A 19,879-nucleotide genomic window follows, 5' to 3' on the forward strand; every position below is an offset into this window, starting at 1 on the left:
TGGACAGGGTGTCCGGGTGGGTGTCGCCCAGTACCTCCATCCGCTGGGCGAGGGTGGTCTCGTACAGGGGGATGGCCCGTCCCAGGTCCCCCGCCACTTGGTAGGTATAGGCGAGGTTGTTGCGGGTGGACAGGGTGTCCGGGTGGGTGTCGCCCAGTACCTCCATGCACTGGGCGAGGGTGGTCTCGTACAGGGGGATGGCCCGTCCCAGGTCCCCCGCCGCTTGGTAGGTGTAGGCGAGGTTGTTGCGGGTGGACAGGGTGTACGGGTGGGTGTCGCCCAGTACCTCCATGCACTGGGCGAGGGTGGTCTTGTACAGGGGGATGGCCCGTCCCAGGTCTCCGGCTGATTCGTAGGCGCCGGCGAGGTTGTTGCGGCTGGTCAGAGTGTCTGGGTGGGTGTCGCCCAGTACCTCCATCCGCTGGGCGAGGGCCGTCTCGCACAGGGAGGTCGCCCGCTCCAGCTCCCCTGCCGCTTGATAGGCATAGGCGAGGTTGTTGCGGCTCATCAGGGTGTCTGGGTGGGTGTCGCCCAGTACCTCCATCCGCTGGGCGAGGGTGGTCTCGTACAGGGGGATGGCCCGTCCCAGGTCTCCGGCTGATTCGTAGGCGCCGGCGAGGTTGTTGCGGCTGGTCAGAGTGTCTGGGTGGGTGTCGCCCAGTACCTCCATGCACTGGGCGAGGTTGGTCTCGTGCAGGGGGATGGCCCGTCCCAGGTCTCCGGCTGATTCGTAGGCGCCGGCGAGGTTGTTGCGGCTGATCAGGGTGGAGGGGTGGGTTTCGCCCAGCGCCTCCACCCGCTGGGCCAGGACTCGTTCGCGGAGGTTGGTGGTGTGGGCGTCGCGGCCTTGCCGGTACAAGTACTGGGCTGCCCGCACGTAGGTGTCGGCGGTTTCGATGGATGCCGCGGCATCGGCCGGTGTGGTGTCGGCCAGAGTGTGGATGTGGGGGAGGAGGCGTTCCCAGTGGATGGTGTCGTCGGGCTGGGAATCGTTGGGCGGGAGGGCTTGGCGGACGGCCTGTTCGGCCTCTGTGCGACCGAGGGGCTGCGGGTCGCGGTTACGTAGGACGGTCTGTATGAGGCGGTGGACGCCGACGCCCTGGCGGTCAGAGGTAAAGGCGATCATGTTGTAGGCGTGGAGTTCCCCCAGGGCGTTGGCGAGTGCGAGCGGGTGCGGGGCGAGGGGGGCCAGGAGGGTGCGGGGGATGTCGTCGGGGGCGAGCCAGGCCATGGCGTGCAGGAGGGTGACGGCCAGGGGGTCGCGCGCGGTGAGGGCGGTGAGGGTGTGGTCCCAGATCCGGGCGATCGTGCGTTCCGGACTCGGGGCGTCGCGGTTGTCGTCGAGGACGAGGGCGAGAGAGCAGCGGTAGGTGTCGAGGTCGATGCCGGTGCGGTAGGCATAGGCGCCGGCCTGTTCCAGGGCCAGCGGCAGGCACCCCAGGTCTTCGGCGAGCCGCCGCGCTGCCTTCCGCTGCTCCGCCGTGGCGGTCTGGCCGGGGAAGGCGAGGGAGCACAGCAGGCCGGTCGCCTCGCCCGGCGGGAGGGTGCCCAGGGGCATGACGGGGGCCAGGGCGTGCCAGCCGGTGGCTCTGCGGCTGGTGGCGAGGTGGTGTCCGCCGGAGAGGGTGCCTAGGTAAGGGTGCAGATGGGACGGGTCTTCGACGTTGTCGAAGACGAGCAGCCATCCCGGGTGTGCCTGGAGCCAGGCGATCGCCCATGCCGCCCGGTCTTCCGGCCCGCACCCGCGCGCCCACTGCGGACACACCTGCTCCGTGATCCGGCCCAGACCGGTCACGATCGTCTCCGGCGACTCGGCGGAGACCCACCACACGAGCGTGTAGGCGTCGCGGTAGCGATGGGCGTAGTGCAGGGCGAGCGCGCTCTTGCCCACCCCGCCCAATCCGCTGATCGCGCGCGCCGGCGTCCGCTGCGGTTGCACCACTGCCGCCGCACCTTCGCCGGTGAGCATTCGCCGCAGCGATGTCAGCTCCTCTTCGCGGCCGACGAATACCCCTGATGCTGACTCCGGCAGGAATCCGGCCCCCGTCGGCACCTCAACGGTGCGCGCCCAGTGCGCGGCCTGCTCCGGCAGCACTGTCACCTGGGCATGGTCTCCGCTGAGCGCGACCTGGATCGACTCGGCGCCGATCGGCCGGTCGCCCGACACGTTCACCCGCGCCGGCTTCCCCGGGGCCGGCACGCTCACGACTGTGGCGGGTGAATCGTGGTGTGGTCGCCGGTCGCGGCGATACCGATGTGCTGGGCGCCGATCGCCCGCGTCCCCGACACGTTCACTGTCACACCACCTCGCTCCGGCAGTAGCGCCGCCAGCTCGCGCAGGAGCTCGGCGTCCTCCCGCAGAGCCCGCTTGATCTGCTGGCGCAGCGCTGCCGCGGCATCCGCGTCCTCCGGCTCCTCGGCGGCCTCCTGTACCGCCGCTTCCAGCGCCGCACGCTCCTCCCCGTCACGGCGACGCCACACCAGGTCGAGAATCCGCCGGCCGACACCGGCGGTCCCCTCCACCGCGGCATCCAGCGCCGCGTCCTGGGCCCGCACCAGCACCGCCGTCCCGTACGCGCTCACGGCCGCCGTCAGATACGGCCCCGCCTGCTCCACCACTTCCATGATCTCCGCACTCACAGCGGCCCCCTGACCTGTCCGGCACCCATCGTCCTGATGGACGTCAAGGCTAGAAGAACGCGCCGTTCTGCGAATGCAGAACGGCGCAACCCTTGGTTTCGCAGGCACTTTCACGGCCGCTTGTCTGTGGACGTCTGCCGTTGTCCGTGGACGTTGGTGCCGGCGGCTGGTGTCAGAAGTCCCCGAGCCGTGCGCTCGACTCCACCTGGTCAGTGAGCCCATGCGCCGTACTGGGCATCGCTGGACGTTGCGCGAGCCACCCGGAGACGCGAGGGCCCCCGTTGACTGCTCCGCCCTCCGTGACCGTTCGTACGTGCTCGAACCCGTGGCGAAGGTAGTAGTCCTGGAGCGGCTTGTTCGTCGTCCACGCATCGAGCCGAAGCCACTTGGCGCCGGAACGATACGCCCGGTCGCCTGCCCAATCGAGCAGACGGCCCCCGAGGTCTTGGCCCGCGTGCGTACGAGCCACGGTCAGCTTGTTCACGAACCGGGACTCCTCCTGGAGTTCCTGGTCGCTCCAGAGCCCTTCCTCCGCGTCCGGGGTCAACGTGATGGTCGCCGCCGTTGTCGAGCCGTCCCGGACCATGAACACCACCCCGGCTTCAATCGTGGTCAGCAGCCTGTCTGCCGGGTAGGGGCGCTGCCACTGGTCACTTCCGAGGGCGGTGAGCCACGATGCGGCTTCCTGACGGAAGGCGAGCAGTACGTCCAAGTCGTCTGCGGTCGCCCGCTCGATGATCACTGAGGTTCGTCCTCCTGCCGAGCGGACAGCGTGCCGATCTCGTAGTTCATCCGGTTCAGGTCGCCCCGGAAGGTCGTGATGGTGCACCGGATGACCTTGTCCGCCGAGTAGCCGGTACGAGTCCAGAGCAGCACCGGGACGCCGGCGCCGATGTCGAGCAGTCGCGCCTCGTCGGGTGTGGGCATCCGGGCCGCGATCTCGTCGAAGTAGCCGATCTGCTCGATGCCGATACCTGCCAGGTACCGCGTCGTCCCCTCTTCGATGTCGCCGGGCTCCGCGAGCCGCGGAGCGTCCTTCACGAGCCAGTCGGGGTAGTAGGTGGCTTGGGTCGACCACGGCACGTCATCCACGAATCGATGGCAGAACCGGAGAACGGTGGTCGACTCCCGTTCGACCTTGAGCCGCTCCGCCACGTACTCGGTCGCCGGGGTCACCTCGACGCGGAACGTCTGGGTGGGATGGCGGCCGGCGTTGGTGACGTCGGTGCTGTAGGCGTCGCCGTTCTGCGGAAAGGTCAGGTTCTCGAAGCGGGACGCGTTGAGCTCGAATACCTCGTGCTTCCGGACCTCGTAGCCGAGCCCCTGGCTCGACGAGATCAACCCCTCGCTGACCAGCAGAGCGAGGCCGGAGCGGACGGTGTTCCTGGAAGCGTCAAATCGCGTACACAGATCGGCCTCGGAGGGCAGGCGAGAGCCCGGCTTGTAGACGTCGTTGTCGATGTCGCGACGGAGCGCGTCCGCCACCTGCCGGTACTTCGGCTGCTTGTTCATGCACCCATCATGACGCACTCGCTCAACTTGTTGGTACATGTAGGCCCCGATCGCTTGACGACTCACTGTCCGTGGGTGCAACATCACTGCATCAGCTTGTACCAACAAGTTGAGCAAGAGGTGCAACACCATTAAGTGTGCCCACTGGCGGCGATATTCCCGCAGGTAGGGGCGATTTCTTGGAGTTGCCCAACGCCCGGAGGGCTCCGTGAAACGGGCTCGAAGGAAGCGATCGCGCCTTGAGAACTGAACAGAGTGCCGAGGTATCCGTCCCCCTCAAGCGACAAGTGGGCGGCGTATGCGAGTCCTGTCCTCGCGTACGGAACAGCGCACTCCAACCTCCCCGCCTCGCATCTGTGCGGGCTGCGGCCGGTTGCCTCCTCCGCCCGTCTCGTACGGGCGGGGCTGAGGGGAGCCGGATGGTTCCAAACGGCGTGAGCCCCCGGTGCTGGAACACCGGGGGCTCTGTTCGGGCCGTTCCTGACTGAGAGGAACACACCCAATGAAGTCCATCGCTGCACCTCAGGCCGTTGTTACGGCCATCCCGTTCGACGGTGAGCCGTCGGACGCGGAGCTGGACGCGATCGAGCAGGAGATGCCGCTGATCCTGGCGGAGGTCGACCTGCTCGACGCGCAGATCATGACCATCGACCGTCCGGCCGCCGAGCTGGACATCCGACGGATCCGCCGGGCCCGCAACCGGGTCATGGCGGCCCGCCGAAACCTCACGAACCGCGCCGGCCTGGCGCAGGCGGGCGGTGCCGCATGACGACCACCGCCTCTCACCCGGCGCTCCTGGACCACCGGGGCAACGTCAAGCCGCGTGTCGAGACGTCGCTCGACTACGAGCAGGCCCGGCTCGGGGCCGCCTTCCACGAAGCCGGGCACGCGGTGATCGCCATGTCCTACGGCATGCATGTGGTCTCCAGCGAGGTCATCTCCCGGACCCCGCAGGGCGGCGGCTTCACCCTCACGGGCAGCACCTCCCTCGCGGCGTACGGCACCAGCCCGTGGCACTTCGCCGCCCAGGCCGCCGCCGGCGCGCTGGCCAAGGTGCAGTACCTCCTGGTCTCCGGGCTGTGGACGCCGCAGCTCGCCCTCGGGTGCGCCGCCGACCACGACCGCGAGCAGGCCATCGACGTCCTCGCCGAGTTCGGCTGCCTGCTCGACCGCGACCGCGTCCCGGCCGGCGGGAAGTCCTGGGGGCAGGTGCAGGGCATGGCCCGCCGCCGCATGGGTCACCTGTGGCGGGAGATTCGGACCGTGGCCCATGCCATGAACGAGAACGCCAGCCTCTCCGGCGGTCAGATCGCCGCCATGACCGGCCTGACCAACGCCCCGATGCCGACGGGAGGTGCGGCATGAGCGAGCGTGACATGCTCCCGGCCGACGTCGCGGACCTGCTGTCCGCGATCGTCGAGGCCCTGGACATTCCGCTGCCGGCGGTCGAGGACGGCAACGACCGCAAGCACTACCGGCTGCTCGAACGCCGCGTCTCGGACGTCCGCATCGCCCTGGCGTCCCTGCTCGCCCACCCGGATCTCCCGGACCTGCGCGACGACGCACGCTACATCCGCGACTGCACGGCCGAGCACCCGGTCACCTACACCCCCTTCGTCTTCTCGGACCGAGGGGGCAAGGAGTGAGCGCCGTCGGCAAGGAGCTGGGCAGGCTCCAGAAGATCGTGTTGGGGGCCGCGTTCGTGCCGATGCTCGCCACCGGCGGCGCCGGCGGGTACGGCACCTTCACCAACATCAAGGCCGCCTACGGCCCCGGCACGGCCGTTGGTGCGGTCGCGGCCGGCGAGGGCGCGACCGCCGTGCTGGCGATCGTGCTGCTCGGCCTGACGCTGCTGGGCCAGTCCTCGCCGCGCGTGATCCGGGCGGGGCTGTGGGCTCTTCCCGCCGCAGCCGCCGCCATGTCCGCCACCGCTGCCCAGACCCTGGGCGAGGTGGTCATCTACGCCCTGACCCCGATGGGCATGACCGCATCGGCCGAGGGCGCCGCGTTTCTCGCCCGCCGGATCGTCGTCTACCGCGACGGTCACGATGCCGAGGCCGAGGCGCACACCGCCGCGATAGTGCAGGCCCTGGCCTATCACCGGGCCCGTGCCGTGAACCACCCCGGGGAGTGGACCCGCAAGCGCTCCGAGCGGGCGTCCTGGCGGCTCGCCCGGAAGGTCGGCACCGGGGATCGCACCCTGGGCACCCGACTGGTCGACGTGCAGCGCGAGCACATCACCGCCGGCGCCGATGCCGCCCTCGCCGACATGTTCGGCATTCCCAGCACCCCCACCCCGGCCGCCGGATCAATCGGCGAGCCGGCCGGGATGACGGTGGAGCTGGGGGTGGACCGGTCTACCCGACCGATCCATCCCGTGAATGCGGAGGAAGCGGAACAGATCAGTATGGAACGGTCTACCTCTGACCTGCCCGTACCGGCCCTCGGACCGGCCCCGGTCAAGCGCAGCCCGTACGACCTGTTCCAGCTCGAAGAGCCCACCCGGCCCGCTCCGGCCGAGTCGATCGATTGGGGATCCAAGCGGGTCGACGCGGCCGAGCAGGCGCCATCGACCAAGCGGGTGACCCGCCGGGTGCCGGTGGCGGCCAAGACGACCCAGCCCCGCCGCACCCGCGAGAAACTCCTCGCCGAGGCACGGCAACTGACGGAGTCGTGGCCGGTGGAGAACCTGACGGCCGACCGGATCCGTCGGGCGGTTCGCACGTCGCCGGAGAAGGGCCGGTGGCTGCGCGACACCCTCAAGGGCGAGCGCGGTGAGGCCGCGTGAGCACGCTCCCCGTCTACCCCTGGCGGCTGGCCCCGGAGGGGCTGGCGACGTTCCGGCAGCTGCGGGCGCTGGGGCTGCGGCCGGCCGGTCAGCCGGTGGTGGCCCAGCTCGAACGCCCCCGCCGCCGGCGCGGCCCGCTGGTCGCGTTCCTCTACCGCATCGACCGGGCCAAGCCGGTCCGGTCGATGACCTCGGCCAAGCGGGCGGCCCTGGCCAAGGCGAACGCCGTCCGGCAGGTCTGCCCGGAGTGCGGGCGGGACGCCGGATACCGCATCCCGCCCTCGCTCGGCATGTGCACCCCCTGCGCCTACCCGGGCCCGTCCGCCGGGTGAGCGTCGAGAGGGGAGAGAGGCGACTCGCAGTCGAACTCGAAGGTCTCGATGGCGGCATCGAACGGGAAATCGGGATGGTCACGCCAGACGCCGGCGAAGGCGACCAGAAGGTTCCACGAGGCGATGGCGCTCAGTTCGGTCTCCGCTACCACCGCGCCCGAGGAGGCCCGGTGGTAGCGCACCGCCGCAATCTGCCGAAGGGCAGCGATGCGCAGCGCCACCGCCGCACGACGGGCCTCGCCCTCCAGTGAAGACGCATCCGGGATGCGTGCCAGCACGAACCGGGCCAGCTGCGCGATCTGTTCCTCGGTGATCCGTTCCACTCTTCCCTCTCGCGCCTACTGCGTGCTGTGCGCCGGGCGAGTCGTCAGCCCAGGACGGCGTCCAAGATCTCCTCCACCCAGTACCTCAGGCGGTGCCGGCGGCTGCAGAACCGCTTCGGGCGCCGCAGCCGGCTGCGCTCATCGAGCGGCCGACGGCACTGCTTGCAGTGCTTCACACGTATCCGATCCCCCATGGCCCGCGACTCTAGCGGCCACTTCTGACCTGGGAGAACCCATGTCGAACCTCCCCGACCCGGTCCGGGTCGTACAGCTCCCGGACGGCACCTACACCTACGCCGACCACCTCCCCACCCCCCTCCAACCGGCCGCACCGCAGGTGGTCCACCAGCACATCCACCAGGCCCCGCCCGACCGCACCGTCCAGCGCATCGCCCTCGGCTCCGGCATCGGCGCCGGCACCGTCGCCGCCGGCGTCTACTTCGGCCCCCTGCTCGTCGGGGCACTGACCGCGATCGCCGCGAACCTGGCCCTGCTCGCGTTCCTCGCCGCCGTCCTGTCCTGGGGTGTGGTGAGCGTCGTGAAGTCGATCGGTGGGCCGGACGGCAAGGCCGCCGCCAAGACGCTGGCCAAGTCCCGCAAGCGCCGCCGCTGACGGCTGCCCGATCCGCCCGTCTCGTACGGGCGGTGAGGGGAGTCGGGACAGCCCCGGCCCCGGAAGGGACCCCACCGTGGCCAGCAAGAACAACGAGTCCGAGCAGGTAACCCCGAAGCTCACGGCCGGGGAGAAGACGCAGGTCGCCTGGTACGTCGCCCGCATGTGTAAGCGCGGCGTCGCCGGCGAGGGCGTCTACCAGGGCGACCTGGAGAAGAAGGTCGAGCGCGTCATCGACCGCGCCCGCAAGCGGGCCGCGAAGTGAGCGCGGCACGGTCGACCTGGAAGTTCACCGTCGAAGCGACCGACGACCAGGGCCGTCGCGGCAGGCACAGCGGCCTCGTCGACTCGCACAGCGAGGACGCGGCCCGGCAGGGCGTCATCGAGTCGGTGCAGGCCGCCGGCTACCGGCCCTGCAGCCCCGTGCAGCTCACCCTCAAGCGCAGGTAGCTCTGCCCCGGGGCGGCCGACAGCCGGCAAGCATCCCGACCGCCCCGGGCCCCTCCCTCCACTCTTTCGAGCAGCAGGAGAACCCCATCATGACCGAACACGCGACGACCGAGGCGACCGTGGTCAACCTCGCCGAGCACCGCGCCGCCCGCACCGACGAGGCGCCGCCAATAGACCTGAACAAGACCGCCGAGTCCCCCGAGCCGGTCGACACCGAGCCGGAGGAGTCGGGGGTCGACGTGGTCGACCTGCCCGGCAACCCGCTCGCCGACTGGCTGACCGTCCCCGACACCCCGGTCCTGCCGGTGTGGGCCCGGTCGGTGCGGTCCATCCGGGAGAACACCACCGCCCTGGGGCGCCTGGCCTGGTGGCACTTCCGCTACCACGGCGTGCGGACCCCGAAGTACCTGCTCAAGACCGTGCTGCTGGCCGCCCGCGGCTTCTACCGCGCCGCCAAGGGCCTGTGGCCGACGCTGTCGGCGCAGGAGCAGTCCGCGACCGTGAAGGCCCTGCGCGCCCAGTCGAAGCTGCGGCCGGAGGACATCGAGCTGGCGGCCCGTCACCAGGCCGCCTACGCCGAGCGCACGCAGAGCCGCCGGTGGCGGTTCGGGCTGGCCGCCGTCGGGGTGGCGGCCGCGGCGACCGGCATCCTGCTCGCCGACCCGCTCCTGCAGGCGGCGATCGGCGCCGCCGTCACCGTTCCCCTCGCCCACCTGGGCCGGGGGGAGGAGACGCGGCTTTTGGATCAGGCGGCGCCGCCGATCCGGGTGGACATGTCCGCGCAGCAGCTCAACGACGCGCTTAGGGCCGCCGGCCTCCTGAAAAGCGGCAGCGGCAAGGACGAGAAGGACCTTCCGCGGGTGTCGTGCACGATGGGCCCCGTCCGCGACGGCCGCGGCTGGTCGGTGATCTTCGACATGCCCCGGGGTGGTGGGAAGACCGCCTCCGACGTGCTCGCCAAGCGGGAGGTCATCGCCCAGGAACTCGGCGTGGACGAGATCCAGGTCATCATGTCCCGCGTCCGCGCCGTCAACGGCGGCAACGCCGGCCGCGTCTCCATGTGGGTCTCCGACGACGACCCCTACCTCGGCACCCCGAACCCCTCGCCGCTGGAGAAGGCGGAGACGTTCTCCATCTGGGAGCCGGTCCCCTTCGGCCAGGACGCCCGCGGCACCCGCATCAGCGTGCCGGTGATGTGGCAGTCGATGTTCTTCGGCGGCCTGCCCCGCCGGGGCAAGACCTTCTCCCAGCGGCTCCTGACCGCCGCTGGCCTCCTCGACTCCCATGTGCGGCACTACGTCGCCGACGGCAAGGGCGGCGCCGACTGGATGCCCATGAAGGCCGTCGCCCACCGCCTGGTGATGGGCGCCGAGGACGACGCCATCACCGCCCTCAAGGCCATGCTGGCCGAGCTGCTGGCGGAGATGGAACGCCGCTTCGCCCTGCTGCGGGATCTGCCGCCGTCGGTGTGTCCGCAGGGCAAGCTGACCCCGGAGATCGTCGCCCGCTACAACCTGCCGGTCATCTTCGTCACCATCGACGAACTGCAGGAGTACTTCACCGCCATGGACCGGGAGGACCGCGAGCAGGTCATCAACGACCTGTGCCGCATCGCCCGCCGCGGGCCGGCCGCCGGGTTCATCTCCAACTACGCCTCCCAGCGCCCCGACGCCGACTCGGTGCCGACCAAGCTGCGGGAGATCATCACCATCCGCTACTCCACCCAGGTCGTCGACCGCGCCTCCAGCGACATGGTCCTCGGCAAGGGCAAGGCCGCCCAAGGGGCCGACGCTTCGGTGCTCTCCGAGGAGCACATGGGGGTCGGCGTCCTGGTGACCGGTCCGGCGTCCTATGTGACGGTGCGGGCCGACTACCTCGACGCCACCGCCTTCGCGGCCCTGTGCCGCAAGGGCCGGACCCTGCGCGAGGCCGCCGGGCAGCTCACCGGCGACGCGGCCGGGGACGTCACCGCCGCCGCCGACGCGGCCGGCGTCACCGTTCCGCCGATCGTCTCCGACGTCCTGGAGGTCATGCGGCACTCCCCGCGGATGTTCACCCCCGACCTGCTCGCCGGACTCGTCAACATCGACGAGGACACCTACGGCGACTTCAACGCCGAAGCCCTCGCTTCCGCGCTCGAAGCGGCCGGGGTGAAGCGGACCAGTAAGCAGGTCAAGATCAGCGGCTCCAACGGCGCCGGGTATCAGCGGCGCGACATCGAGGCCGCCGTGCCCGCCGAGATCCTACTGTCGGCCGGGAGGTAGAGGGGTCCCCCTCTACCCCACCCCCAGAACACCACCCCGCCCACGGCCCCTCCCGCGCATGCCCGGAGGGGCCGCGAAGTAGAGGGGGCCCTTTACCCCGGTCATGGGGGTGGTAAGGGCCTCTGACCTGCAAGGTAATGCCGGTAAAGGGGGGCCGTCCGACCCCCTTCCCGGCCCTCTCAGGCCCGGATTCCGGGCCTACAGCCTCCCGGGGAGACACCACCCGATGGTCGTCACGGTCTCGCTCATCCTGCTGTTCGGCATCGCTCTGTTCTTCCTGCTGCGCTCCAAGGAACTCGGCCCCGGCTCCGCCTTCACCGCCGTCATGTTCGGCTTCCTCCTCGCCTCCACCGGCGCCGCCGAACCCATCAACCGCCTCACCGCCTCCCTGACCGACGCCCTCTCCCACCTCTGACCCACCACAGCAACAAGGGCGGCCCCCGTCTCGCCAAAGTCCGGGGCCGCCCTCAATCCAGACCGCTCACAACGAACTGGAGACATCCAGCATGACCCATCCGAACCCGATCCGACGAGACCACCGGGGGATCGCGTGAACACGATCCCCACCACCGCCCTCGGCCTCGCCGAGACGGGCCTGCCGGTCCTGCCCCTACGGGCCGACAAGCGCCCCTTCGGCAACTGCCGCGCCTGTGAGGACCTGGCCTGCGGCGGCCGGCCGAACATGCGCGTCCCTGGCCCGTGCGTCTGCCCGTGGCCGTGCCACGGCTGGGCCGCCGCCACCACCGACCCCGCCGTCCTCGCCTCCCCGCAGTGGACGGCCGCCTGGCGCCGCGCCCGGGCGATTGGCTACCACCCCGGCGGCGCCGGCGTCACGGTCGTCGACCTGGACAACGCCGAGGCGGTCGCCTGGGCCCGGGAGAACCTGCCCGCGACCGCGACCGTGCCCACCACCCGCGGCGAGCACTGGATCTACCGGGGTCCCCTGCGGTCGGTGAACGGCGTCCGGTCCGGCGTCGACATCAAGTCCCTTATGTCTTACGCCCGGTGGCTCGGTCCCGGCACGGGGGCTCTGGCGGACCTGCCGGACGTCGTGCGCGCGCTCGCCGAGAAGGCGCCCACCGCCGCCCGGCCGCCCCGAGCCGCGACCATGCCCGCCCCGGCCGGCGGCGGGTCGTGCCGCCATCGCTCGCCCGCCTACCTCGAGCGTGGGATCGCCATGGCGGAACAGCGCATCACCGACGCGGCCAGCGGAGTGCACGCCACGGTGTACCGGACGTTCCTGGCGGTGCTGTCCGCGCACGGCCGGTGCGGCTGCCTCACCGAGGCGCACATCGGCCGCCTGTTCACCGCCGCCCAGGCCAAGGGGGAGTCCCCCCGGCACTGCGCGGTCGCCTGGTCCAACGCCACCACGGCTCTGGGGATGTGACATGGCCGAGGACGAGAAGAACCCCGCCCGCGCGATCATTGCCGACTACGCGCAGGAGCACTTCCGGTACTTCCGCACCGTCGACGGCACCGTCTACGCCCAGCGCAACGGCCACCCCGTCGCCCGCCCCATCCGCTCCCAGGGCACCACCGGCAGCCACCGCCAGGAACTCATGGTCGGCCTGTTCCGCGACGGGCTCGGCGTCTTCAACGGAACCGCCTTGAAGGAGGCACTCGACTTGATCGAAGCACTCGCGCTCACCGAGGACGTCCAGCCCGTCCACATCCGCGTCGCCCCCGGCTTCGACGGCGCCACCTGGCTCGACCTGGGCCGCGACGACGGCCGGTCCGTCCGCATCCACCCCACCGGCTGGGCCATCACCGTCCCCGACCCGCGCGAGGTGTGCTGGCGGCGCACTCAGCTCACCGGCGAACTGCCCCTGCCCGTCCAGAAGACCGACGGCAAGGGCATCGACCGGCTGATGCGGCTGTGCAACTTCTCCGACGCCCGCGCCGAGAGCCTGGCCCTGGCCTGGCTGATCGGCTGCCTGGGCCCGGACGTCCCGGTCCCCGCCCCCTTCCTCACCGGACCGCAGGGAGCGGGCAAGTCCACCGCCGGCAAGATGCTCGTGCGGATCATCGAGGGCATGAGCGGCGACCTCCGGCGGGCTCCGAAGGACGAGGAGAACCTGATCACCGCCGTCGCCGCCGGGTGGGTCACCGGCCTGGACAACCTCTCCCACCTCGGCCCGGACCTGTCGGACCTGATGTGCTGCATCGTCACCGGCGCGGAGAACATCAAGCGGGCGCTGTTCACCGACGGCGACGTGGTGCGCTCCCGCTACCGCCGGCCGATGCTGCTGACCGGCATCGACGTCGGCGTCATCCGCCCCGACCTCGCCGAACGCCTCCTCCCGCTCCGCCTGGAGCGGCCGAGGGTGCGGCGGACCGAGGCGGAGCTGTGGGCGGAGTTCGCCGAGGCGCTGCCCGTGATCCTCGGCTCCGTGCTCGACCTGGCCGTCGAGGTCCGCGCGGCCCGGGCCGACATCCCCACCGACCTGCGGATGGCCGACTTCGCCCACCTGTGCGCCCAGCTCGATGCCGCCCGGAACTTCGGGGCCCTGGACGCCTACCGGGCCAGCCTGGACGACCTGAACGACGACGTCATCGAGGGCGACCTGCTCGCCCAGACCGTCCTGAAGCGCGCCGCCGAGATCGAGCCCGGTACCGAGGTGCGGATGACGTCGGCCGAGTGGCTGCACGGGCTGACCCAGCTTTACACCGGGGAGGGGGAGTTCCGGCCCCTGCCCAAGGGCTGGCCCACCACCGGCAAGGTCCTGTCCGACCGGCTCAAGCGGCTCCAGCCGGTTCTGGCCGCGCGTGGCCTTCTCGTGGACTGGGGCCGCACCCGTACCGCCCGCTACATCGAGATGACCCGCCCCAAGGCCCCGGCCGACGAGCAGCAGCAGGCGTTCTGACCCGCGCCCGCGCGGTCCCGGCCGCACCGGCAAGAGGAGCACCCCGTCCCGGCGCGGCCGGTGCTCCTCTTGCTCTTCAGCGGCGCAGCCGCTCCCCAAGGTCGTGCCGCGAAGCGGCTCCGCATTCAGGCCCGAAGGCGCGCACGACCACAGACACAGGCCCCTTCTTTTTCCTAAGTAGGAAGACGCTGCGTCACCGCGTCACCGGCGGCTCCGAAAGCGGGCCTGACCTGCACCGACAGCGGTGACGCAGAGCCCGAATCTCTGCGTCACCGTTCGTCACCTGCGTCACGCCGTGACGGACGGCTCCGTCACCGGTGACACAGCGCCCGCCGCCCCGCGTCACGCGTATCCGCAGGTCAGCGGCACAAATGACGCTGATGACGCCGTGACGCAGACATTCCCACCTCGGACACACCAGCCACCACCGATCACGCCCAGGTCAAAGGAGCACCGCATGGACGTGGCCCTTTCCGAAGTGCCCGCTGACTCCACGCTCGTTCTGCTCACCGTCAAGGAGGCAGCCCGCCGCCTCCAGATCGGTCGGACCCTCTGCTACCGGTACATCGCCACCGGAGAGCTGGAATCCGTACCGCTCGGCCGACTCCGCCGCGTCCCCGCCGACGCCGTCACCGAATTCGTCACCCAACTCCGCCGCGCCCATCGGCCGGCCGCCTAAGAGGATCAAAGTGGGAGAACAGAAGAAGCGCACCCGCCGGGCGAACGGCGAAACGGCCATCTACTTCGGTAAGGACGGCCGTTGGCACGCCCGGGTGCCCATGGGCTACAAGGACAACGGCGAGCCCTACCGCAGGCACATCACGCGGCCTACGGAAGACGCCCTGAAGGATGAGGTCAAGCGGCTGGAGAAGCAGCGCGACCAGGGAACCGCCCAGCAGCCCGGGAAGCTGTGGACCGTTGAGAAGTGGCTGTGTCACTGGGTGGAGAACATCGCCAAGGACGTCGTCAGCGAGAACACGTATGACGGCTACGAAGTGGCGGTACGCGTACATCTCATTCCCGGCATCGGGAAGCACCGTATGGACCGCCTGGAGCCCGAGCACCTGGAAAGCCTGTACCGCCGGATGCAGAAGAACGGCAGCAAGCCGGCGACGGCTCACCAGGCCCACCGCACCGCTCGTACCGCGCTCGGTGAAGCAGTCCGTCGCGGCTATGCGGCGAAGAATGCCGCCGCCCTGGCCAAGCCGCCCCGGATGGAGGGCGACGAAGACGAGATCGAGCCCTACTCCGTCGAAGAGGTGCAGAGCCTGCTGATCGCGGTGAACAAGCGCCGGAACAGCGCGCGCTGGATGCTCGCGCTCGCCCTCGGACTGCGACAGGGCGAGACCCTCGGTCTGCGATGGTCCGACGTGGACCTGGACAACGAGTATCTGAAGCTGCGCCGAAACCGCCTGCGGCCGAAGTACGCGCACGGTTGCTCCGACGCGGCGCCGTGCGGCCGGAAGGCGGGGTACTGCCCCAAGCGGGAGCAGGTGCGGAGGGAGACCAAGAACACCAAGTCGCGGGCCGGCCGCCGTGCCGTTCCGCTGCCCGGCCCGTTGGTCGTGATGCTCCGCGCCCACAGGGAGGCGCAAGCCCTTGAACGGGCGAAGGCGGGGAACCTGTGGACACCGTCCGACTACGTCTTCACCAAGCCGCTCGGCGGCCCGCTCAGCCCGAACACGGACTACCACGACTGGAAGAAGCTGCTGGGCGACGCGGGGGTGCGTGACGCGCGCCTGCACGATGCCCGGCATACGGCTGCCACCGTGCTCATGCTGCTCGGAGTCCCGGACCGGGTCATCGACCAGATCATGGGGTGGGAGCCGGGCACCTCCTCCCGGATGCGGGCGCGGTACCTCCACGTGCCGGACGCCATGCTGAAGGACGTGGCCCGGAAGATCGCTGAAGCCATCTGGGGACCCCCGGAGAAGCCCTCTGTGGACAAAGACCAGGACAACGAGGACTGAGACAACGTCGAAGGGCCCCACCGCGAACGGTGGGGCCCTTCAACGAATTGCCCGGTGAGAGCAATGGCGGAGGATACGAGATTCGAACTCGTGAGGGGTTGCCCCCAACACGCTTTCCAAGCGTGCGCCCTAGGCCTCTAGGCGAATCCTCCGGGGAGAACATTACATGACCGGGAGGGGTGCTCGCGCACGTGATCTCGGAGCGGGGGTGGGCGAGGGGTGCAGGTCGGGGAGGGGGGACGGGCGGGGGTTCGGATCGGGTACGCTGGGCGGAGCCCCTCACGCGGTGCTATCTGACTGAACTCCCCCAGGGCCGGAAGGCAGCAAGGGTAGGTCGGCTCTGGCAGGTGCGTGGGGGGCGCTTGCGTTCCCCGGCCGACGACCCGGCCGACGCCCCGGCCGACGACCCGGCCCGCGTCCTGCGCCCAGCCCCCGCGCCGCCCCCGCCCCCGCCCCGTTCCCGTTTTCCCGGGTTGTCGGTGGGCGCCTATAACCTCGTATACGTGTCGTCTCTCGCGCTGTACCGCCGCTACCGTCCCGAGTCCTTCGCCGAGGTCATCGGGCAGGAGCATGTCACCGACCCGTTGCAGCAGGCCCTGCGGAACAACCGGGTCAATCACGCGTACCTGTTCAGCGGGCCCCGCGGGTGCGGCAAGACGACCAGCGCGCGCATCCTCGCGCGGTGCCTGAACTGCGAGCAGGGCCCCACGCCCACCCCGTGCGGCGACTGCCAGTCCTGTCGGGACCTCGCGCGGAACGGGCCGGGGTCCATCGACGTCATCGAGATCGACGCCGCTTCCCACGGCGGTGTGGACGACGCCCGCGACCTGCGCGAGAAGGCCTTCTTCGGGCCCGCCTCCAGCCGGTACAAGATCTACATCATCGACGAGGCCCACATGGTCACCTCGGCGGGCTTCAACGCCCTCCTGAAGGTGGTCGAGGAGCCGCCGGAGCACCTGAAGTTCATCTTCGCCACGACCGAGCCCGAGAAGGTCATCGGGACCATCCGGTCGCGGACCCATCACTACCCCTTCCGGCTCGTGCCGCCCGGCACGCTGCGGGAGTACCTCGGCGAGGTGTGCGGGCGTGAGGGCATCCCCGTCGAGGACGGGGTGCTGCCGCTGGTCGTCCGCGCCGGCGCCGGGTCCGTGCGCGACTCGATGTCCGTGATGGACCAGCTGCTCGCCGGCGCCGCCGACGACGGTGTGACGTACTCCATGGCCACCTCCCTCCTCGGATACACGGACGGGTCGCTGCTCGACTCCGTCGTCGACGCCTTCGCGGCCGGGGACGGCGCCGCCGCCTTCGAGGTCGTCGACCGGGTCGTCGAGGGCGGGAACGATCCCCGGCGGTTCGTCGCCGACCTGCTGGAGCGGCTGCGGGACCTCGTGATCCTCGCCGCCGTGCCCGACGCCGCCGAGAAGGGGCTCATCGACGCCCCCGCCGACGTCATCGAGCGCATGCAGGCCCAGGCCTCCGTCTTCGGCGCGGCCGAGCTGAGCCGTGCGGCCGACCTCGTCAACGCGGGACTGACGGAGATGCGCGGAGCCACGTCGCCCCGCCTGCAGCTGGAGCTGATCTGCGCGCGCGTGCTGCTGCCCGCCGCCTTCGACGACGAGCGTTCCCTCCAGGCGCGGCTCGACCGGCTGGAGCGCGGGGCGGCCGCCGCGCCCGCGCCCGTCTTCACGCCCGGGCCCCCCGCGCCCGCCATGGCGTACGTGCCCGGCCCCGAGGCCCACACCCCGATGGCCCCGCCCCCGCCGCCGCCCGCCCCCGCCCCCGTCCAGCAGCAGGCCCCCGCCCCCGTGCAGGAACAGCCCGCCGCGGCCCGGCCCGGCGCCTGGCCCGGTGCCGCCGCCCCCGGCGGCGGCGCGCCCGGCGCCTGGCCCGGCGCGTCCCCGGCGCCCGCCGCCCCGGCCCCCGCGCCCGTACAGGCGCAGCCCGCTCCGCAGGCACCCGCGCCGGCCGCCGCGAGCGGTGGCGGCGGTGGCGGGGACACGGCCCAGGTGCGGAACCTGTGGCCGCAGATCCTCGACGCCGTCAAGAACCGGCGCCGCTTCACCTGGATCCTGCTCAGCCAGAACGCCCAGGTGGCGGGGTTCGACGGTGCGACGCTCCAGCTCGGCTTCCTCAACGCCGGAGCCCGGGACAACTTCGCGAGCAGCGGCAGCGAGGACGTCCTCAAGCAGGCCCTCGCCGAGCAGTTCAACGTGAACTGGAAGATCGAGGCGATCATCGACCCCTCGGGCGGCGCCGCGCCCCCGCCCGCCGCCACCGGCTTCGGCGGTTCGGGCGGCACCGGCGGCTTCGGCGGCTTCGGCGGCGGAGACAACGGAAACCACGGAAACGCCGGGAGCAACAACGCCGGCGGCTTCGGCGGCGGAGGCGGCGCCGGCGGTTTCGGGAGCGGCGGTCGGTCCGCCGCCCCCGCGCCCGCCGCCCCCACCCCCGTGTTCCAGCAGGCCCCGCCGCCCGCGCAGGCGCAGCCCGCCCCGTCGTCCGCTCCCGCGCCCGCGTACACCCCGCCGGTGCCGCAGCCCGTGGCGCCCGAGGACGACGTCCCGGAGGAGGACGACCCGGACCTCGTCGACTCCGCGCTCTCCGGGCACGACCTGATCGTGCGCGAGCTGGGAGCCACGGTTGTGGAGGAATACACGAACGAGTAGGGCCGTCTCGCTCGGTGGCCCGCACAAGGGGCATCCCGGCCCGCGGGCTACCCTGGCAGGCGTGAAGGTCCTCGTCATCGGCGGCGGCGCCCGCGAACACGCCCTGTGCCGCTCTCTCTCCCTCGATCCCGACGTCACCGCTCTGCACTGCGCGCCCGGCAACGCCGGAATCGCGGAGGTCGCGGAGCTGCACCCCGTCGACCAGCTGGACGGCGCGGCCGTCACCGCGCTCGCCACCGAGCTGGGCGCCGAACTGGTCGTCGTCGGCCCGGAGGCCCCGCTCGTCGCCGGCGTCGCCGACGCCGTCCGCGCGGCCGGCATCCCCGTCTTCGGCCCGTCCCGGGAGGCGGCGCTGCTGGAGGGCTCCAAGGCCTTCGCCAAGGACGTCATGGCCGGCGCCGGGGTCCCCACCGCCCGCAGCTACGTCTGCACCACCCCGGAGGAGATCGACGAGGCGCTCGACGCCTTCGGCGCCCCGTACGTGGTCAAGGACGACGGCCTCGCGGCCGGCAAGGGCGTCGTCGTCACCGAGGACGTCGAGCAGGCGCGGGCGCACGCGCTCGCCTGCGACCGGGTGGTCATCGAGGAGTACCTGGACGGCCCCGAGGTCTCCCTCTTCGCCATCACCGACGGCACCACCGTCCTCCCGCTCCAGCCCGCGCAGGACTTCAAGCGCGCGCTCGACGGCGACGAGGGCCCGAACACCGGCGGCATGGGCGCCTACTCGCCGCTGCCCTGGGCCGACCCGAAGCTGGTCGAGGAGGTCCTGGAGACCGTCCTGCAGCCGACGGTCGACGAGCTGCGCCGCCGCGGCACGCCGTTCTCCGGCCTCCTCTACGCGGGCCTGGCGATCACCGGCCGCGGCGTCCGGGTCATCGAGTTCAACGCGCGCTTCGGCGACCCCGAGACCCAGGTCGTCCTGGCCCGCCTCAGGACCCCGCTCGCGGGCGTCCTGCTGAACTCCGCGCACGGCACCCTGGACGACCAGGCCCCGCTGAGCTGGAGCGACGACGCCGCCGTCACCGTGGTCGTCGCCTCCCACAACTACCCGGACACCCCGCGCACGGGCGACCCGATCGAGGGCCTGGACGAGGTCGCGGAGAAGGACGCCCCCCACGCGTACGTGCTCCACGCCGGTACGAAGCGGAGCGAGGACGGCGCGGTCCTGAGCGCCGGCGGGCGCGTCCTGTCGGTCACCGCCACCGGTTCGGACCTGGCGCAGGCCCGTGAGCGGGCGTACGCGGCGGTCGGCCGTATCCGCCTTGACGGTTCGCAGCACCGCACGGACATCGCGCGGAAGGCCGCCGAGGCCTGATCCCTCCTGATTCCGGCCGATTTCGCCGGATTCCCCTTGTGGCCGTGTGGTGCGGAACCCGTGAACCACACGGCCACACCTGTGCCATCACCTTTACCCAAAGCCATTCCATCGAGTGACGGCTCGGCCATACGGATGACGC

21 protein-coding genes, 1 tRNA gene and 1 other RNA gene are annotated in these 19,879 nt (G+C 71.2%); 17 read left to right on the forward strand and 6 right to left on the reverse strand.

Annotated elements, in window-relative coordinates; genetic code table 11:
- From ACZ66Z_RS32285 to ACZ66Z_RS32300, 4 genes are all read right to left on the reverse strand, one after another.
- Nucleotides 1-1,942, reverse strand: a 1,942-nt coding sequence (locus ACZ66Z_RS32285) for a tetratricopeptide repeat protein (RefSeq protein WP_469939156.1), incomplete at its 3' end; no start/stop codon positions are given.
- Between the two features lie 260 nt (nt 1,943-2,202).
- A complete protein-coding gene (locus ACZ66Z_RS32290) occupies nt 2,203-2,640 on the reverse strand; it encodes a hypothetical protein (protein ID WP_469939158.1) in 438 nt (145 codons plus the stop codon).
- Nucleotides 2,641-2,812: 172 nt separating this feature from the next.
- Nucleotides 2,813-3,382: a GNAT family N-acetyltransferase gene (locus ACZ66Z_RS32295; RefSeq protein ID WP_469939159.1), complete on the reverse strand. Its 570-nt coding sequence runs from the start codon at nt 3,380-3,382 to the stop codon at nt 2,813-2,815.
- Nucleotides 3,379-4,152 carry a GntR family transcriptional regulator gene (locus ACZ66Z_RS32300; RefSeq protein WP_469939160.1) on the reverse strand — a complete coding sequence of 258 codons (774 nt, stop codon included), beginning with the start codon at nt 4,150-4,152 and terminating at the stop codon, nt 3,379-3,381. Before ACZ66Z_RS32300 ends, ACZ66Z_RS32295 begins: the two co-directional genes overlap by 4 nt.
- Before the next feature lie 502 nt (nt 4,153-4,654).
- On the opposite strand from ACZ66Z_RS32300, the gene ACZ66Z_RS32305 reads away from it, so the two are divergent.
- From ACZ66Z_RS32305 to ACZ66Z_RS32325, 5 genes are read left to right on the forward strand one after another with little or no spacing between them, the layout of a single operon-like run.
- Nucleotides 4,655-4,921, forward strand: a complete 267-nt coding sequence (locus tag ACZ66Z_RS32305) for a DUF6284 family protein (protein ID WP_469939162.1) — start codon at nt 4,655-4,657, stop codon at nt 4,919-4,921.
- On the forward strand, nt 4,918-5,517 hold the full coding sequence (locus ACZ66Z_RS32310) for a hypothetical protein (RefSeq protein WP_469939163.1): 600 nt from the start codon (nt 4,918-4,920) through the stop codon (nt 5,515-5,517). The genes ACZ66Z_RS32305 and ACZ66Z_RS32310 overlap by 4 nt, the downstream gene beginning before the upstream one ends.
- The gene (locus tag ACZ66Z_RS32315) at nt 5,514-5,798 is read left to right on the forward strand and encodes a hypothetical protein (RefSeq protein ID WP_469939164.1); all 285 of its coding nucleotides are present in this window, start codon (nt 5,514-5,516) and stop codon (nt 5,796-5,798) included. The genes ACZ66Z_RS32310 and ACZ66Z_RS32315 overlap by 4 nt, the downstream gene beginning before the upstream one ends.
- Nucleotides 5,795-6,940 carry a conjugal transfer protein gene (locus tag ACZ66Z_RS32320; RefSeq protein ID WP_469939165.1) on the forward strand — a complete coding sequence of 382 codons (1,146 nt, stop codon included), beginning with the start codon at nt 5,795-5,797 and terminating at the stop codon, nt 6,938-6,940. The genes ACZ66Z_RS32315 and ACZ66Z_RS32320 overlap by 4 nt, the downstream gene beginning before the upstream one ends.
- On the forward strand, nt 6,937-7,272 hold the full coding sequence (locus tag ACZ66Z_RS32325; RefSeq protein WP_469939166.1) for an RRQRL motif-containing zinc-binding protein: 336 nt from the start codon (nt 6,937-6,939) through the stop codon (nt 7,270-7,272). The genes ACZ66Z_RS32320 and ACZ66Z_RS32325 overlap by 4 nt, the downstream gene beginning before the upstream one ends.
- On the opposite strand, the gene ACZ66Z_RS32330 is transcribed toward ACZ66Z_RS32325, so the two are convergent.
- Nucleotides 7,248-7,595: a hypothetical protein gene (locus ACZ66Z_RS32330; RefSeq protein ID WP_469939168.1), complete on the reverse strand. Its 348-nt coding sequence runs from the start codon at nt 7,593-7,595 to the stop codon at nt 7,248-7,250. The two genes, ACZ66Z_RS32325 and ACZ66Z_RS32330, sit on opposite strands and share 25 nt — an antisense overlap.
- 235 nt (nt 7,596-7,830) lie before the next feature.
- On the opposite strand from ACZ66Z_RS32330, the gene ACZ66Z_RS32335 reads away from it, so the two are divergent.
- From ACZ66Z_RS32335 to ACZ66Z_RS32375, 9 genes are all read left to right on the forward strand, one after another.
- Entirely contained in the window at nt 7,831-8,208 is a 378-nt protein-coding gene (locus tag ACZ66Z_RS32335; RefSeq protein WP_469939170.1) for a DUF6251 family protein, read from the forward strand.
- Nucleotides 8,209-8,284: 76 nt separating this feature from the next.
- Entirely contained in the window at nt 8,285-8,473 is a 189-nt protein-coding gene (locus ACZ66Z_RS32340) for a DUF6257 family protein (RefSeq protein WP_469939172.1), read from the forward strand.
- The gene (locus tag ACZ66Z_RS32345; protein ID WP_469939174.1) at nt 8,470-8,658 is read left to right on the forward strand and encodes a hypothetical protein; all 189 of its coding nucleotides are present in this window, start codon (nt 8,470-8,472) and stop codon (nt 8,656-8,658) included. The genes ACZ66Z_RS32340 and ACZ66Z_RS32345 overlap by 4 nt, the downstream gene beginning before the upstream one ends.
- A gap of 89 nt (nt 8,659-8,747) precedes the next feature.
- Nucleotides 8,748-10,922 carry a P-loop NTPase family protein gene (locus ACZ66Z_RS32350; protein WP_469939175.1) on the forward strand — a complete coding sequence of 725 codons (2,175 nt, stop codon included), beginning with the start codon at nt 8,748-8,750 and terminating at the stop codon, nt 10,920-10,922.
- A gap of 226 nt (nt 10,923-11,148) precedes the next feature.
- Entirely contained in the window at nt 11,149-11,337 is a 189-nt protein-coding gene (locus ACZ66Z_RS32355; RefSeq protein ID WP_469939177.1) for a hypothetical protein, read from the forward strand.
- A gap of 135 nt (nt 11,338-11,472) precedes the next feature.
- Nucleotides 11,473-12,309, forward strand: coding sequence for a bifunctional DNA primase/polymerase (locus ACZ66Z_RS32360; RefSeq protein ID WP_469939179.1), 837 nt, complete (start codon nt 11,473-11,475; stop codon nt 12,307-12,309).
- Nucleotide 12,310: 1 nt separating this feature from the next.
- Nucleotides 12,311-13,786, forward strand: coding sequence for an ATP-binding protein (locus tag ACZ66Z_RS32365; RefSeq protein ID WP_469939181.1), 1,476 nt, complete (start codon nt 12,311-12,313; stop codon nt 13,784-13,786).
- A gap of 457 nt (nt 13,787-14,243) precedes the next feature.
- Complete coding sequence (locus ACZ66Z_RS32370; protein WP_469939183.1) at nt 14,244-14,465, forward strand: excisionase family DNA-binding protein; 222 nt, start codon at nt 14,244-14,246, stop codon at nt 14,463-14,465.
- 10 nt (nt 14,466-14,475) lie between these two features.
- Complete coding sequence (locus tag ACZ66Z_RS32375) at nt 14,476-15,756, forward strand: tyrosine-type recombinase/integrase (protein ID WP_469939185.1); 1,281 nt, start codon at nt 14,476-14,478, stop codon at nt 15,754-15,756.
- A 64-nt stretch (nt 15,757-15,820) separates the two neighbouring features.
- Here ACZ66Z_RS32375 and ACZ66Z_RS32380 read toward each other — a convergent pair.
- Nucleotides 15,821-15,908, reverse strand: a tRNA-Ser gene (locus ACZ66Z_RS32380).
- Between the two features lie 118 nt (nt 15,909-16,026).
- On the opposite strand from ACZ66Z_RS32380, the gene ffs reads away from it, so the two are divergent.
- From ffs to purD, 3 genes are all read left to right on the forward strand, one after another.
- An RNA gene (ffs, locus tag ACZ66Z_RS32385) (signal recognition particle sRNA small type) lies at nt 16,027-16,125 on the forward strand.
- Between the two features lie 134 nt (nt 16,126-16,259).
- Entirely contained in the window at nt 16,260-18,422 is a 2,163-nt protein-coding gene (locus ACZ66Z_RS32390; protein WP_469939186.1) for a DNA polymerase III subunit gamma and tau, read from the forward strand.
- A gap of 61 nt (nt 18,423-18,483) precedes the next feature.
- On the forward strand, nt 18,484-19,737 hold the full coding sequence (purD, locus tag ACZ66Z_RS32395; RefSeq protein ID WP_469939188.1) for a phosphoribosylamine--glycine ligase: 1,254 nt from the start codon (nt 18,484-18,486) through the stop codon (nt 19,735-19,737).
- Nucleotides 19,738-19,879 lie beyond the last annotated feature (142 nt).

The sequence above is a fragment of the Streptomyces sp. NPDC107498 genome (assembly GCF_055582805.1).

Bases quoted from the DNA above. Each gene is read 5' to 3' on its own strand.
- ACZ66Z_RS32355 (WP_469939177.1), top strand. From the start codon at position 11,149: ATGGTCGTCACGGTCTCGCTCATCCTGCTGTTCGGCATCGCTCTGTTC.
- ACZ66Z_RS32370 (WP_469939183.1), top strand. From the start codon at position 14,244: ATGGACGTGGCCCTTTCCGAAGTGCCCGCTGACTCCACGCTCGTTCTG.
- ACZ66Z_RS32300 (WP_469939160.1), bottom strand. From the start codon at position 4,152: ATGAACAAGCAGCCGAAGTACCGGCAGGTGGCGGACGCGCTCCGTCGC.
- ACZ66Z_RS32365 (WP_469939181.1), top strand. From the start codon at position 12,311: ATGGCCGAGGACGAGAAGAACCCCGCCCGCGCGATCATTGCCGACTAC.
- ACZ66Z_RS32315 (WP_469939164.1), top strand. From the start codon at position 5,514: ATGAGCGAGCGTGACATGCTCCCGGCCGACGTCGCGGACCTGCTGTCC.
- ACZ66Z_RS32350 (WP_469939175.1), top strand. From the start codon at position 8,748: ATGACCGAACACGCGACGACCGAGGCGACCGTGGTCAACCTCGCCGAG.
- ACZ66Z_RS32335 (WP_469939170.1), top strand. From the start codon at position 7,831: ATGTCGAACCTCCCCGACCCGGTCCGGGTCGTACAGCTCCCGGACGGC.
- ACZ66Z_RS32305 (WP_469939162.1), top strand. From the start codon at position 4,655: ATGAAGTCCATCGCTGCACCTCAGGCCGTTGTTACGGCCATCCCGTTC.
- ACZ66Z_RS32310 (WP_469939163.1), top strand. From the start codon at position 4,918: ATGACGACCACCGCCTCTCACCCGGCGCTCCTGGACCACCGGGGCAAC.